Annotated in this window: 13 protein-coding genes; 7 read left to right on the top strand and 6 right to left on the bottom strand. The window is 61.1% G+C overall.

All coding sequences use genetic code 11. The features are described 5' to 3' along the window. Nucleotides 1-48: 48 nt before the first annotated feature. From JWQ24_RS10665 to JWQ24_RS10650, 4 genes are all read right to left on the bottom strand, one after another. A complete protein-coding gene (locus JWQ24_RS10665) occupies nucleotides 49-537 on the bottom strand; it encodes a hypothetical protein (RefSeq protein WP_299807413.1) in 489 nt (162 codons plus the stop codon). Nucleotides 538-855: 318 nt separating this feature from the next. Continuing rightward, nucleotides 856-1,194: a hypothetical protein gene (locus JWQ24_RS10660; protein WP_299807411.1), complete on the bottom strand. Its 339-nt coding sequence runs from the start codon at nucleotides 1,192-1,194 to the stop codon at nucleotides 856-858. 4 nt (nucleotides 1,195-1,198) lie between these two features. Continuing rightward, complete coding sequence (locus JWQ24_RS10655; RefSeq protein ID WP_299807450.1) at nucleotides 1,199-1,441, bottom strand: AraC family transcriptional regulator ligand-binding domain-containing protein; 243 nt, start codon at nucleotides 1,439-1,441, stop codon at nucleotides 1,199-1,201. A 320-nt stretch (nucleotides 1,442-1,761) separates the two neighbouring features. Beyond that, nucleotides 1,762-2,613 (bottom strand): LysR family transcriptional regulator, encoded by an 852-nt coding sequence (locus JWQ24_RS10650; RefSeq protein ID WP_299807448.1) that lies wholly within the window; start codon nucleotides 2,611-2,613, stop codon nucleotides 1,762-1,764. A 100-nt stretch (nucleotides 2,614-2,713) separates the two neighbouring features. On the opposite strand from JWQ24_RS10650, the gene JWQ24_RS10645 reads away from it, so the two are divergent. The 5 genes from JWQ24_RS10645 (at nucleotide 2,714) to JWQ24_RS10625 (ending at nucleotide 6,989) form a co-directional block, all read left to right on the top strand. After that, nucleotides 2,714-3,736 carry a zinc-dependent alcohol dehydrogenase family protein gene (locus JWQ24_RS10645; RefSeq protein WP_299807409.1) on the top strand — a complete coding sequence of 341 codons (1,023 nt, stop codon included), beginning with the start codon at nucleotides 2,714-2,716 and terminating at the stop codon, nucleotides 3,734-3,736. Further along, on the top strand, nucleotides 3,733-4,617 hold the full coding sequence (locus tag JWQ24_RS10640) for an alpha/beta hydrolase (protein WP_299807407.1): 885 nt from the start codon (nucleotides 3,733-3,735) through the stop codon (nucleotides 4,615-4,617). Before JWQ24_RS10645 ends, JWQ24_RS10640 begins: the two co-directional genes overlap by 4 nt. A gap of 2 nt (nucleotides 4,618-4,619) precedes the next feature. Then, complete coding sequence (gene tehA, locus JWQ24_RS10635; protein WP_299807406.1) at nucleotides 4,620-5,594, top strand: dicarboxylate transporter/tellurite-resistance protein TehA; 975 nt, start codon at nucleotides 4,620-4,622, stop codon at nucleotides 5,592-5,594. 102 nt (nucleotides 5,595-5,696) lie between these two features. Further along, nucleotides 5,697-6,086, top strand: coding sequence for a tautomerase family protein (locus tag JWQ24_RS10630; RefSeq protein WP_299807405.1), 390 nt, complete (start codon nucleotides 5,697-5,699; stop codon nucleotides 6,084-6,086). A gap of 327 nt (nucleotides 6,087-6,413) precedes the next feature. Continuing rightward, nucleotides 6,414-6,989 (top strand): tyrosine-type recombinase/integrase, encoded by a 576-nt coding sequence (locus JWQ24_RS10625; RefSeq protein ID WP_299807404.1) that lies wholly within the window; start codon nucleotides 6,414-6,416, stop codon nucleotides 6,987-6,989. Nucleotides 6,990-7,064: 75 nt separating this feature from the next. On the opposite strand, the gene JWQ24_RS10620 is transcribed toward JWQ24_RS10625, so the two are convergent. Further along, entirely contained in the window at nucleotides 7,065-7,859 is a 795-nt protein-coding gene (locus JWQ24_RS10620; RefSeq protein WP_299807402.1) for a class II aldolase/adducin family protein, read from the bottom strand. Between the two features lie 81 nt (nucleotides 7,860-7,940). Next, complete coding sequence (locus tag JWQ24_RS10615) at nucleotides 7,941-8,921, bottom strand: tripartite tricarboxylate transporter substrate binding protein (RefSeq protein ID WP_299807400.1); 981 nt, start codon at nucleotides 8,919-8,921, stop codon at nucleotides 7,941-7,943. A 199-nt stretch (nucleotides 8,922-9,120) separates the two neighbouring features. Between JWQ24_RS10615 and JWQ24_RS10610 the strand changes: the two genes are divergently transcribed. Both JWQ24_RS10610 and JWQ24_RS10605 read left to right on the top strand, forming a co-directional pair. Further along, the gene (locus JWQ24_RS10610) at nucleotides 9,121-11,322 is read left to right on the top strand and encodes an acetate--CoA ligase family protein (protein WP_299807398.1); all 2,202 of its coding nucleotides are present in this window, start codon (nucleotides 9,121-9,123) and stop codon (nucleotides 11,320-11,322) included. A 1,055-nt stretch (nucleotides 11,323-12,377) separates the two neighbouring features. Beyond that, nucleotides 12,378-13,781, top strand: a complete 1,404-nt coding sequence (locus JWQ24_RS10605) for an efflux transporter outer membrane subunit (RefSeq protein WP_299807446.1) — start codon at nucleotides 12,378-12,380, stop codon at nucleotides 13,779-13,781. Nucleotides 13,782-13,797: the final 16 nt, after the last annotated feature.

Below are 13,797 nucleotides of genomic sequence, written 5' to 3'. Positions count from 1 at the left end.
TCGGCTCCCGAAAACGGGAATTTCCCGGGTATCAGCCAGAGACTTTCCTCATTTAGGCGGCTCTCGGAGCCCATTGCGCCACTCGGAGACTTTCCCGAATGTACGAAAGCCCGCCAAATGCGGGCCTTTCTCGGCTAATGGGGCGGTCTGGCCGAATGCCCGGAATGCCTGGCTGGGGCGGGAGGGTTCGAACCTCCGCATGGGGGAATCAAAATCCGCCCGGACCTCAAGCAAAATCAACGCACATTCTGAATCAGAAGGGAAATCCACCCCCAGTAGGATCAATAGGTTAGCGGCCCATTCAGAATACGGAATAGGGATGGCGTCACCTTCCGGGATTGTCGGCGCCTCGTCAGACGGCGCGAGATCACGCCTTGAGCAAAGGATGGCGCCGATCTCTTTCATCGGCAATGCCCGGCCGTTCGAGAGCAGGAACTGCTCACCCGCAGCCGCTGGATGGGTCATCATCAGGATGTGCGCGCTGGCCACGTCGACGACGTCGATGATCGGGATGAACAGGTTGGAGAAGCCCGGCATGGCCCCTTCAGCATCCGCTGAATCGGTTGGTTGAAGCCGGAGATGTCGTGGCCCATCACTGCTAGCCCTTTGTGACCATGCTCTTCGCCGCCGCGACGATGGCCTCGCCGGGGGGGGGGGCGCCGTGCTTTCGCATTGGAGGTCTTCTCGGGGTAGCCGAGGTCAGGCACTAACGGACGGATCTCGGGATTGAACAGCGCGACGATGCGCAGCACGAAGTTGGGGATCGAGCGGGTTGGGACGTATTCGGCCGAGTCGCCGAGCTCTGCTTTGATCCCCAGCTGGCGGCGCGGAACGCCGAGGCAAGAACGACGCGCTTCACGCCTGCGTCACGCGCCGCACACGCAGGGCGCCTTCGCGCGCAGGGACTATCAAATAGTCTTCGATCGCGACATGCCCGGGTTGCACCGGGGACGCAACATGCAGAACGACGACAGCTTCCGCCCAGCCGTCGTCGTTCATGAGATCTGCGGCGACGAAGCTCAGCCTGTCGCCAGGGACCATACCCGCATCGTCGAACACGCCCCGCACGGTGGCTTCCTTGGCGCCTGATCGGATGGTGGTACGGAAGAGATAATCCTGCTTGAGGAGCTGGAGGATGCAATGTCCGGCAATGAAGCCCGAGCCATCGGTGACGAGAACGCGCTGCTGACTCATAATGTCATTCCTTCGTTGCCTGGAGCCAGCGATAGCGGACGGTCGCCTTGTCACACGCGACCTCCACCTCGACGAGCTCGGGGCAGGTCAGACGCTTGTATCGGGAGAGCGCCGCAAGCTCGTGGCGAAAGTCGGGCGCGTGCAGGGCAACGATCAAAGGGACGCCGTAGCCCCGACCGATCCCTTCGGCACCGAAGCGAAGTCCCGCGGATGGGTCGCCGAGTTCCTCGTCGGTCGCCGCCAAGATCCGGAAGAAGTCGCTCGTGACTCACGCGTTCGACGGCGCCACACCCGCGCGCTCGCACAGCCGCTCGACCGGCGGACCAAGCGTCGTGAGGGCGCGCGGCGGCAATAAAATATGTCGGGTGAACCATGACCAGACCATAGGCAGGCTGACCGGTTCCCACAAATCCGATGGCGCCAAAATGGCGACGGACCGCTACGCCGAGCAGCGCAAACACTCTCTAGATGGTTCGCATACGTTACGGGCGGCCGCTTAGCGCCATTTCCGGTCATTGATCTAGTAGTAGGCTGATAGCTTTTCCAATTCCGAGAGGGACCCCGCTTTCAATCGCTTAGCCGCTCGATGACCAGGTCCAGGAGACTTCGCAGCCTGGCAAGACGCTTCATGTCGCGGTGATAGCCGACAAATGTATCGCGACCGGGTGGATGTTCTCCCAGTTCAACCCGCATCAAGCTCGGCAGCGCGTCACCGAGCGGGCGTGGCAAGACGGCGAGCCCGGCGCCGCTCGCGCACATGCGGGCCTGTACGTCGCGATTGTTGCTCCTCAACGCGATGTGCGCCTTTGGCAGAATGGCCTTCAGCCAAACTGCATCCGGCATGCCTGAGAAATTGGCGTCCATCGTAATGAGAGGCGTCCCGGCTCCATCACCGGCAATTGGCAGATCCAGGTCGGCCCGGAGGTAGACGCCGTATGGAATATGCATCAGCCGCCGTGAGATGACTTCGGCTTCAACGAATGGCTGGATGCGAAAGGCCATGTCCGCTTCGCGTCGTGGCAGGCTGAAGTGAACCTGGCTCGTCAGAAGCTCGATGACGACATTCGGGTGTTGTTTGACGAAGTCTGCAAACACCGGAGCCAGAAGATGCGCGCCGAACCAGTCGGATGACGAAATTCGCAAGGGGCCGTCAAGTTCGCGGTGCTGGCCGTCGAGTTGGCGCTGAACAGCCATCGCCTCATCCTCGATGTGCTCCACATGCGCCAGTACGGCGCGGCCTTCGTCAGTGAGCACGAAACCGTCGCCGGTACGCTGAAATAACGTCTGGCCAACGGCGTGCTCAAGCGCCCGAAGTCGGCGGCCCATGGTCGGCTGGCTTTTGCCAAGCTTCTGAGCGGCTCCGCCCAGCGTCCCTTCCCGGGCAATGGCGAGAAAAACGCGGAGGTCACTCCATTCCATGGCGCGGTCCATTCAATATCGTTTGCGAAGCGTGCAGCATTGTCGGTTTCAAAACAGGATCAACGCGATCATCTGTGGGGCTACCGCAGAGGAACAACCCATGTCGCTCCCCCCTTTCATGACCGCCGCTGTTCTCACAGCCCCGAATGCGCCGTTCCGGATCGAGCAGGTCGCGCTACCCGTCGCCGCAGCAAATCAGGTCCTGGTCCGCGTCAAGGCCAGCGGCGTCAACCCACTCGATCTCAAGATATACAGCGGCGAGGCGGCCCACGCCCGCCATCCCTTGCCCGGGACCCTGGGAATGGACCTCGCTGGCGTCATCGAGGGCGTGGGCGCGAGCGTTACACAGTTCAGGCCCGGTGACGAGGTCTTTGGCTTCACCGGCGGTGTCGGCGGCGTGCAGGGCTCGCTGGCGCAGTTTGCGGCAGTCGATGCCGACCTGTTGGCTCTGAAGCCCGTGAACCTCGGCATGCGGGAGGCCGCCGCCCTGCCGCTGGTGGTCATCACGGCCTGGGAGGGACTGGTCGATCGCGCCGGCATCAGCGCGGGACAGACTGTGCTGATTCATGGCGGCGCAGGTGGCGTCGGCCATGTGGCCATCCAGATCGCGCGGGCTTTCGGTGGCACCGTTTCCGCCACGGGCGCCGCGAAAGACAAGGACATCATCGAACACGCGGGCGCCACGTTCATCGACTACGCTGAAACAACTGTTTCCGATTATGTCGCAAGACACACCGCAGGCCGTGGCTTCGACGTCGTCTATGACACCGTCGGCGGTGCTACTCTCGACGCGTCATTTAGTGCGGTGGCAAGGTTCGGGCATGTGGTCAGCGCACTTGGCTGGGGGACGCATGCTCTTGCGCCGTTGTCGTTCCGAGCGGCGAGTTATTCTGGCGTCTTCACGCTTCTGCCGCTGCTGACCGGCGAAGGCCGCGCCCGGCACGGCGAAATTCTGCGCGAGGCGGCAAAGCTTTATCACGCTGGCAAGTTGGCGCCCCGGTTGGATGTTCATCGCTATGCACTGCACACGATTACCGACGCCTATGACGCAATCCGTTCAAAGACTGCGTCCGGCAAGATCGTGATCGACGTGACAGACGACCTTGAAGGGCATGCGTCATGAGCATCACCTATCAATCGACGACCGTCGGCGACGTCGACGTCTTCTATCGGGAAGCTGGGCCCGCCAACGCACCGGTGATCGTCCTGCTGCATGGCTTCCCCACTTCGAGCCATATGTTCCGCGAGTTGATCCCGCTCCTTGCCGCGACGCACCGGGTTATCGCGCCGGACCTGCCGGGATTTGGACAGACCAAAGCGCCGCCGCGCGGTAAATTCGACTACAACTTCGATAATCTGGCACGCGTAATCGACGACTTCCTCCTTTCGTTGAATCTCGATCGCTACGCGCTTTATGTATTTGATTACGGCGCACCGGTCGGACTTCGGGTTGCGATGGCGCATCCGGAAAAGGTCACGGCGATCATCAGCCAAAACGGCAACGCCTATCTGGAGGGGCTCAGCGATGCCTGGGGGCCGTGGCAGACCTATTGGCGCGAGCCGACGGAAGCCAACCGCGAGGCCTGCCGCGATTCCCTGTCGCCCGCCGTCATTCGCGACTGGCAATATCTGGAGGGAGCGGACCCCTTGCGGGTTTCGCCTGACGGCTACAGCCTGGACATCGCGTACATGGCGCGCCCCGGAGCGGACGACATCCAGCTCGACCTCGTGCTGGATTATCGCAGCAACGTGGCGCTCTACCCCGCGTTCCAGAAATACTTTCGTGATCACCAGCCGCCGCTCCTTGCCGCGTGGGGCAAGAACGATCCCGCCTTCGTTCCGGCGGGCGCCCACGCCTACCTGCGCGATCTGCCAAATGCCGAGGTGCACCTGCTGGACACCGGCCACTTTGCGCTGGAGACCCATGCGGCCGAGATCGGCTGGCTCATACTCGATTTCCTGACACGGAGCGCGCTGGTACCAATTCCTGCATCGGAGTTATGAACATGGGGCAGTTTCTGCGGGTTCCCGCGAGCTTCTTCGGGATGGTACTCGGCCTCGTCGGTCTGGGTGCAAGCTGGCGGGCGGCCGCGCGGGTATGGAATCTGCCGCCTGCGATCGGGGAAACGATCATGTTCGTGGCAATAGCGATCTGGGCGGCGTTGCTGGTGCTGTTCGTCGCAAAATGGGTATTACGACGCGCCGAAGCGCTGGCTGAATTCGAGCATCCGGTCCAGTGCTGCTTTATCGGCCTGGTCCCTGTCTCGACGATGCTGATCGCCCTTGCCGTCCTGCCCTATTCGCGTCCCCTCGCCGTCATCATCGGCAGCATCGGCGCCGCAGGCCAATTGATCTTCGCGGTCTATCGCACCGGGGCTCTGTGGACCGGCGGTCGCGATCCAGCCACGACGACGCCGATCCTGTATCTTCCGACCGTGGCAGGCAATTTTGTCACGGCAAATCTGGCTGCCGCACTTGGTTACGGGGACATCGCCGCGATGTTCTTCGGCGCGGCCATCTTCGCGTGGCTGGCGCTCGAATCCGTGTTGATGCACCGGCTCTACACGCTGCCGTCATTGCCGCTGCCGCTGCGACCGACGCTAGGCATCCAGCTTGCGCCCGCAGTCGTGGCCTGCTCCGCCTATCTGTCGATGACGACAGGCCAGCCGGATCTCTTCGCCAAGGGTCTGCTCGGATATGGCCTGATCCAGGCGTTGATTCTCGCCCGACTGTTACCATGGATCATGCAGCAACCGTTCGGCGCATCCTACTGGGCTTTCACATTCGGCCTGACGGCCCTTTCCTTCGACGCAATCAGGCTGATTGAACGCGGGTCCGACGGGGTGATGCCCGATCTTGCGGTCGGTCTGTTCGTCTTCGTCAATGCAGCGGTGGGCCTGATCGCCGCCGGGACGGCGTGGTTGCTCGTCACAGGGCGGCTCATTCCTCAACCGCAGTCGGCGGCTACGTCACGCCCCTGACCCTTCTCGTCACCAGCTACCGCGTACACCGCCAAAGATCGGACTTGCGTTAGCCAAACCAATGTAGCGGCCCATCTCGACCGCCATCAGCAGGAGCGCGCCATGCCTCTCGTTCGCATCAATCTCAGCAACAGCTACAGCGCCGAAGAACGCCAAATAATCGGCGACACCGTCTACTCGGCGATGGTCGACATCGCAAAAGCACCGGCCGGAGACAAGTTTCTGATTTTCACGCGCCACGCTGACGGTGAATTGATACATCCCGCCGCCGCTTTCATGGGGATGGAATACACCTCAAAAATTGTCTTCGTGCAGGTGTTTTGGGTCGCGGGTCGATCGACCGACGTCAAGAAAGCTTTCTATCGCAACGTTGCCGACACCTTGAACGAGAAGATAGGCATTCGGAAGGAGGATGTCTGGATCAACCTGGTGGACTGTGCGCGCGAAGACTGGTCGTTCGGCAATGGTGACATGCAGTACGCACCGAAATGAGGTGGCATCTCCATCTCTTCGCAAGATCCGGACCGAGCGGCGCACGGCGTCGCTCGTCTCCCGCATTCCGGGAACCTTTGGTTCGCCGGCTCTCAACTCCACATCTCCCGTTAAGGGGACCGTTAGTCCACATTACCCCTCCTCCACATCCGATGACACCGGCCGCTTTGCGCCATGGGCGGCCAGTCAAAATCTATTCGATCGCACAACACTAGAATCAGAATAGGTTGACTTGCTCGCGTTGAGCGATGCGGAGGGCGGGACGGCGGAGGACTCCTCATGTCTGCACGTCTTATCGCTAAGACTCAGCAACCTTAGAACAAGGGATTGCTTGTCGGTCAAAAGAAGCCGCTCGAGCCAAAGCACGTCTGGTCCATCCGCGTTCGCCTAGAACTCGCAGGATCGAAGCGCGATCTTGCAATTTTTAACATCGCGATCGACAGCAAACTTCGCGCTTGCGACCTCGTAAAACTGCGCTTTGACGACGTTTACTCAGGGACAAAAGTGCGAAATCGCGCAACAATCGTCCAAAAGAAGACGGGGCGACCAGTGCAATTTGAAATCACGGAGCAATCACGGAATTCCCTTGAAGCCTGTTTACCAATGCTACGGGTTACAGGCTCCCGATTTCTATTTCCGAGTCGCCTTCACGCAAGTCTTCACATATCAACCCGCCAATATGCCAGACTGGTGCATCGCTGGGTCGAAAGCATAGGCTTAGATACGAGATTGTATGGCACGCACACGATGCGTCGGACTAAGGCGGCTCTAATATACCGAAAGACCGGCAACCTACGCGCCGTTCAACTTCTTCTCGGCCATACGAAACTGGAGAGTACCGTTCGATATTTGGGAATCGAGGTAGATGACGCTCTCAATATGGCCGAACAGATCGAGCTCTAGACCATTGGCCGCCGGTCCACGCCGGTGGCCGATCCGCGCCATGAGCGGCCATCCAGGACATGGCTGCCGCCTCCATCAATTCCGATATGACGGATCAACCCGGTCGAGCTTGCGGAGAAGCGCGGGCCAGGCCAGTTCACCACTGAGGCCCGGCACGTTGTCGCGCGGCTTCATACGATCGTAAGTCTGCTGCAGGACCTCTAGCGGAGGCATGATCAACTTGGTGTTGCAGGACAGGGCTGCGACCTGCACCTCGCAAGCGCGCTCCATCCGAAACAGCACATTGAATGCCGCGGCAATCGTCTTGCCGACCACGAGCAGTCCGTGATTGCGCAGCACCATGGCTTCATGGTTGCCGAGATGAGCAACCAGTCGCTCCCGCTCTTCAGGATTGTCCGCGATGCCCTCGAAGTCATGATAGGCGACGTGAAGGAACCGCATGCAGGTCTGCGCCACCGGCAGTAACCCGCACTCCATTGCAGAGACCGCCATGCCGGCAACCGTATGCGTGTGCGCAACGCAATCGACATCATGGCGCGCCATATGGATCGCGCTATGGATTACGAAGCCGGCCGCGTTCACAGCGTAATCGGACGCGTTGAACAGGACGTTGCCGTCGACATCGATTTTGACGAGGCTTGACGCGTCGATCTCCTCATAGAGCATGCCATAGGGATTAATAAGAAACTCGTTCTCCGTGCCCGGAACACGGCAAGAGATGTGATTGGCGATCATTTCAGTCATGCCGTACGTGGCGGTCAGGCGATAACAAGCCGCAAGGTTGACGCGCGACTGCCACTCTTCCGGGCTGACCTGATCCTGGACCGATCGAACGACCTTAACGGCCGGTGCACTGATGGCGGCATTCATAGGTTTTTCCCTTGATTGTTTTGCTGCAGGTTAGTGACCGCTCACCCCGCAGGCAAGCAGTCGGCGATCCTCCTCAGCCCTTTATTCCACAATGATGTTAGCGTCGCGAATGAGCTTGCCCAGACGTTCCCGTTCACTCACCACATGGGCACCAAGTTCGGCCGGCGTCATCGCCCATGGCACGTTGCCGATCGCTTCCATGCGCTTCGCGAAATCGGGCGTGTTCACGACGCGTGTGATTGAACTGCTGAGCTTGTCCAGCACGGGCTGAGGCGTGCCGGCCGGCGCGAATACCGCGAACCACGTTTCACCGACAATGCTGGGGTAGCCCAGTTCCTTGAATGTCGGCACGTCCGGCATCTGCGGCAGACGCTGCTCCGACAACACGGCCAACGCGCGATACATGCCTGCCTTGTGGTTTGGCGCTGAATTCGTCAGCGCCTCCACGTTGCTGTCGACGATGCCTCCGAGCATATCGTTCATCGCAGGCGCGGCGCCGCGATAATGCACATGCTGGAATTTGACCCCGAGCCCGCGCGCCACGATCTCGCCCATCAGATGTACCGTGCTGCCCGGTCCGTTCGTGGCGTTATTGACCTTGCCCGGATTGGCCAGCGCATAGGCGCGAAATGCCGTGATGTCGGCCGCGGGAAAGTCCTTTCTGACGACGAAGGCGAACGGCACCTTCACTACCATCGCGACCGGCGCGAAATCCTCCAGCTTGTACTTGATGGAGGGAAGCAGATGTGGGTTCGTCGTGAAGGTCGTCGCGCTGGCGAACAGCAACGTATAGCCGTCCTTGTCTGCGCCGGCGACCATCTGCGCGCCGAGCGACGTACTGGCGCCGCCGCGATTTTCGATAAGGACCTGTTTTCCGAAGTCCGCGCTGAGTTGCTCGACCAGAATGCGACCCACGATGTCGGTTGTTCCGCCCGGCGGAAATGGAACGACGAGGGTGATATTATGATCGGGATAGGCTTGCGCGTGCGCTTGAGTGTCGGCGAAGGCCAGCAGCGCCACCGCCATGCCTCCGAGCACCCGAGAAAAACTGAGCGTGGGCATATTAGCTTCCTTCCCTGATATCTCGCGCCATTCGGCATCGACTTTTTGCAATCCAAGGACTGTGGCACACAACATGGCCTCCGCAAAGATTCAGCCACTCTGCAGTGCTGCATGCAGGCTCGCTCAAATCGACATTACTGCGATGGGTTGACGCGGCGTGCTGCTATGGGATGGTGACGCGAAGGCTCGCCTTATTTCAATGACGAGCCGCACTGGCGAGAGAACGATTCCCATGACCATAGCAGACGCTCCGATTCTGGCCCCGCGCCTGACGCCCTATGCCCGGGATGATCTCAGACGATTGATCGCTCCGCGCAGCGTCGCCATCGTCGGCGCCTCCGACCGCAAGGGTTCATTCGGCAATCGCGCGATGGAGAACTTGCAGAGCTTCGATGGCCCGGTGCATCTGGTCAATGCGCGCGCCACGTCCGTGGCAGGCCGACCTTGTTTCCCCTCGGTACAGGCCATCGGCGAAGTACCCGACTGCGTGTTTGTCGCCGTACCCCGGGAGATGGTCGAGAGCGTGGTGCAGGATTGCGCGAGCGCAGGCGTCGGCGGGGTCGTGATCGTCGCGTCCGGCCTCGCCGAAACGGCAAAGCCCGATCGCGTGGCCGAGCAGAGTCGGATCGTCGCCCTCGCGCGTGGCGCGAATATGCGTCTGGTCGGCCCCAACACGATCGGTCTTCTCAACTACGACATCGGTGCCGGCCTGACGTTCTCGGCGATGCCCGCACGCCGCCCGCTTTTGCCGCATGCCATAGGCATTGTCAGCCAGTCAGGGTCCCTCGGCTTCTCGCTGGCACAGGCAGCCGAGCTTGGCGTCCCGGTCAGTCATGTCCTGACCGCCGGAAACTCGGCCGATGTCGACGTCGCCGACTATGTCGCCTACCTCGCAAAAGATCCTGCGTGTAAGGCGATCGTCTGCGTATTCGAGGGCATGACGCATCCACAGCGCATGGATCATGCCCTGCGACTTGCGTGGTCCGTCAACAAGCCGGTCATCATGTACAAGATGGCCACTGGTAACGAAGGCGCGCGCGCGGCGATGTCACATACCGGCTCGCTCGCGGGATCGAACGAAGCCTATGCCGCGATGTTCGCGCGCGCCGGGGTCATCCAGGTCGATCGGCTCGAATATCTGATCGAGACCGCCGCGTTCTTCGCGAAGGCGCCGCCTCCCAAAGCGGATGGCGTTGCCGTGATCGCGACCTCTGGGGGCGCCACTATAATGGCGGCAGACAAGGCCGAACTGCACGGCATTCCGTTGCCACAACCTGCTGCCCACGCACGCGAGCTGCTGGCGACCCACGTGCCGGACTTCGGTTCGCCGCGAAATCCCTGCGACGTTACCGCGCAACTGATGAACGACATGGCCGCGCTGGATACCTGTGTCGATGCTTTGATGGCTGACGGGCAATTCGGCGCGATGGTGACGTCGCACGCTTATGCCTATGAATCCGCCACCTCCCGGCTCCCCGTCTTCGGCCGCGCCGCCGCCAAACATGGCAAGATCGTTTGCAACGTCTGGGCGCCGGCCTGGCTTGGCGGCCCGGGTACGATCGAAACCCATCGAGACAGCCATCTTGCGTTGTTCATTGGCATGGATCGCTGCTTTGCCACCCTGGCTGCTTGGCAGCAGCGCGAACGCTTGCGTCACATGGTGCCCGACAAGCCGGCCGCACGGTGCTCCCCACCGGAAGCTGCAGGACGCGCAGCCGAGATCCTGAACGCCACCGCCGAGGCGGCATTGACCGAGAGCCAGAGCAAGCGCGTCGCCGCCACTTACGGCATTCCCGTGGTCGAAGAGGCTGTGGTGGCGACCGCCGATGATGCTGTGGTCGCAGCCGATCGTCTGGGATATCCCGTCGTGCTCAAGATCGAGAGCCCGGACATCATGCACAAGACGGAAGCCGGCGTGGTCAGCCTCAGCTTGCAGAATGCGCAGGATGTCCGCGATGCTGGGCGCCTTCTGTTCGAACGCGCGCGCGCCATCGTTCCGACACCGCGCATCAACGGACTGCTGGTCCAACCGATGATCCCTAAGGGCGTGGAGGTCATGGTCGGCGTGCGCAACGATCCGCTGTTCGGCCCGCTGGTGATGGTCGGACTGGGAGGAATTCTAGTCGAACTGCTGAAAGACGTGGCCATTGCAATCGCTCCTGTCTCAGTCGCAGAAGCGCGACGCATGGTTATCGGTCTGAAGGGCGCGACATTGCTGACCGGCTTTCGCGGCAGCGCGGCAATCGATATCGATGCGCTCAGCGAGATTGTGGCGCGCGTCTCGGAACTCGCCGACGATCACCGCGTGACAATTGCGGAAATGGATTTCAACCCGTTAATCTGTGGCGCGAACCGTATCACCACGGTTGATGCGCTTATTGTGAAAAGACCAACCGAATAGAAGACTGCGATGCCAAGCCGACCTTCCACCGCCGTTGTAGTGCTGCTCATCGGCGTCCGCTTTGCGCCAGGAGCCGCCGGTCGCCACGTAACATTTTTGCTGTGTCTCTGGCCCCAGCGTCATTCCGGCTAGCCGGCGGCCTAGAGCTCGTCGCCGAGAGCCGCAGCCATTGTCGGTTCACAGCTCACGCCGGCGAACTGTTTGCTGTAGCGAAATGAGGGCTAGAGTTGCAGGACTTCCGCGGCGGACATCCTCGCCTGATCGAGCCTGACAGCGTTCACCAGCGACGCGGTGATCAGCATGTGAGAAATGCTGTGGCCAGGATTGGCATGGACGACCTTCTGGTCGGCACTTGTAGCTTCTCGAAGCTACCGCGATGGAAATGGCCCAGTGCCTGCACGTGAAGCGCGGACCATGCCCACGGGTCGAACGGACTCAACCGCATCGCGCACGCCCCCCATTCGATCGCCTGCTTGGCCTTTCCCGCCCGCCCTAGAATGACGCCCCCAAAATATAAGTGATCGCCGACAACGGACTGACCGCGAGCGCGGTGTCGAGCGCCGCACCAGATCGCCATCGCCGGGCGCTACAAGCCTCCATTCAGAATGAAAAGTTAGGAAATGCAAAAAGTGCCTGCGCCGCAGGGCTAAATGCTGGCTGGGGCGGGAGGGTTCGAACCTCCGCATGGGGGAATCAAAATCCGCCAACTTCTCCAGCAATATCAACGTTCATTCTGAATTTGGCGGGGAATTCGCCCCTAGACGCATCAGTAGGTTAGCTAGGCTTTCAGAATGCCCACCCGGGCCAGCACATGACGAGGGCACACTTTTGCGCTTGAGAACTCTTTTTGGGACTGTCGCTGCCCGACGCAGATCTCAGTAGATAACGGAAGCTGCGCGATGACGGGAATCGACGAAGTGAAGTCGGTTCCGGCCCGATAGACGGCGCCGCCGACACACGAGCGCGGTTAGAAGCTGGACATGGCCATCACGCGGCCTAAGTCCCACCTAAGCTGACACGGCTAGGCATTTTGCATCGCAATAGCAGTGCTGATCATGCCTTCCGGATTACTCTTCGTTTCCCGTAAACTGAATATGCGTCTCACGGGCGCCGTGACGGTTATCGTGTTGCTTTCGGCTTGTTCGCAGGTGCCTATCTACGAGCGGCCAAGCGTGCCTGCTTTGTCATCCTGGTCGACGCGCCCCTTGATCGATCAAGCCAGTCACGATGCCTTCTGGTGGCGGGAATTTGGCAACGCCGAACTGACCTCACTGGAGCAGGCAGCTCTCAGCGACAATTTCGACCTGCAATCGACCATCGCACGGATCCGGCAGGCACATAGCACGGCCACCATCGCTTCAGCGGCATTGCTGCCTTCGATCGATCTCAACGGCACGCTGGATCGGAGCACGGGCTTTTCGACCAAGAGCACACAGGATGTTCTCGCGCTTGCTAGCTACGAAGTCGACTTTTGGGGAAAGAACCGCGCGGCGGCGGACGCGGCTAGGACGCTAGTGGCTGCCGCTTCCTCCGACGCTGACACGGTCGTCATCACGCTGGCCGCCTCTGTCGCCAACACCTACTTCCAGGTTTTATCGCTGAAAGAGCGTATCGAACAGGCAAGCCGGATCGCCAACGATGCCAAGCGAATCCTGTCGCTGGTGGAATTGCAAAGAAACGGAGGGACAGCCGCCGAACTCCAAGTGGAGCAACAGCGCAACGTGGCGGCAACCTTCGCCGCCAGTGTTCCGGTGCTGCAGCTCCAGCTCGATCAGAACGAGCACCTTCTCGCTGTGCTTGCCGGCGTGCCGCCGGGCAGCCTGCGCGTCGCTGGTCGCGGCCTTGGCAGGATCGCCGTGCCTCGACCGCGCAGCGGCCTGCCATCTTCACTGCTTGAGCGCCGTCCCGACATCCGCGCTGCGGAGTCGCGGCTGATCGCGGCCAATTTCAACATCGGTGCTGCACGGGCGGCATTTTTGCCAAGCCTGACACTGAATGGCAGCGCCGGATTATCCGCACTGGCACTTAGCAAGACGTCACCGGCCACAGTCATCACCGACGCGGCGGCCGGCCTTGTACAGCCGATTTTCGATGGCGGCCGTCTGCATGGCCAACTTGCTTTCGATGAAGCGCACGCGACCGAACTCGCCGCGACTTACCGCCAGACCGCGCTGAACTCATTTCAGGACGTCGAGGATGCGCTCTCGGCGCAGCGACGGATCAAGGCACTCGCCGCATCGAGTCTGGAAGCCGTCGCCTCCGCCCGGCGCTCCCAGGCTCTTGCCGAAGAGCAATACAAGCTCGGCGGCTCCGACTACCTGACCGTCCTCAACACCCAGCGGACCCTTTTCCAGGCCGAAGACAGCTATCTGCAAGTCCGCCTACAGCGGCTTCAGGCGGCCGTGAGCCTGTTCAGGGCGCTGGGCGGCGGCTTCCCCGATCGCGCGGGCGCCATCTAATCTCATCGAGGGAAAA

The organism is Tardiphaga sp. (assembly GCF_028290495.1).
In the GTDB taxonomy this organism is placed as follows: domain Bacteria; phylum Pseudomonadota; class Alphaproteobacteria; order Rhizobiales; family Xanthobacteraceae; genus Tardiphaga.
Note: the sequence above shows the minus strand (reverse complement) of the source record. Positions and strands in the feature narration are given on the sequence as shown.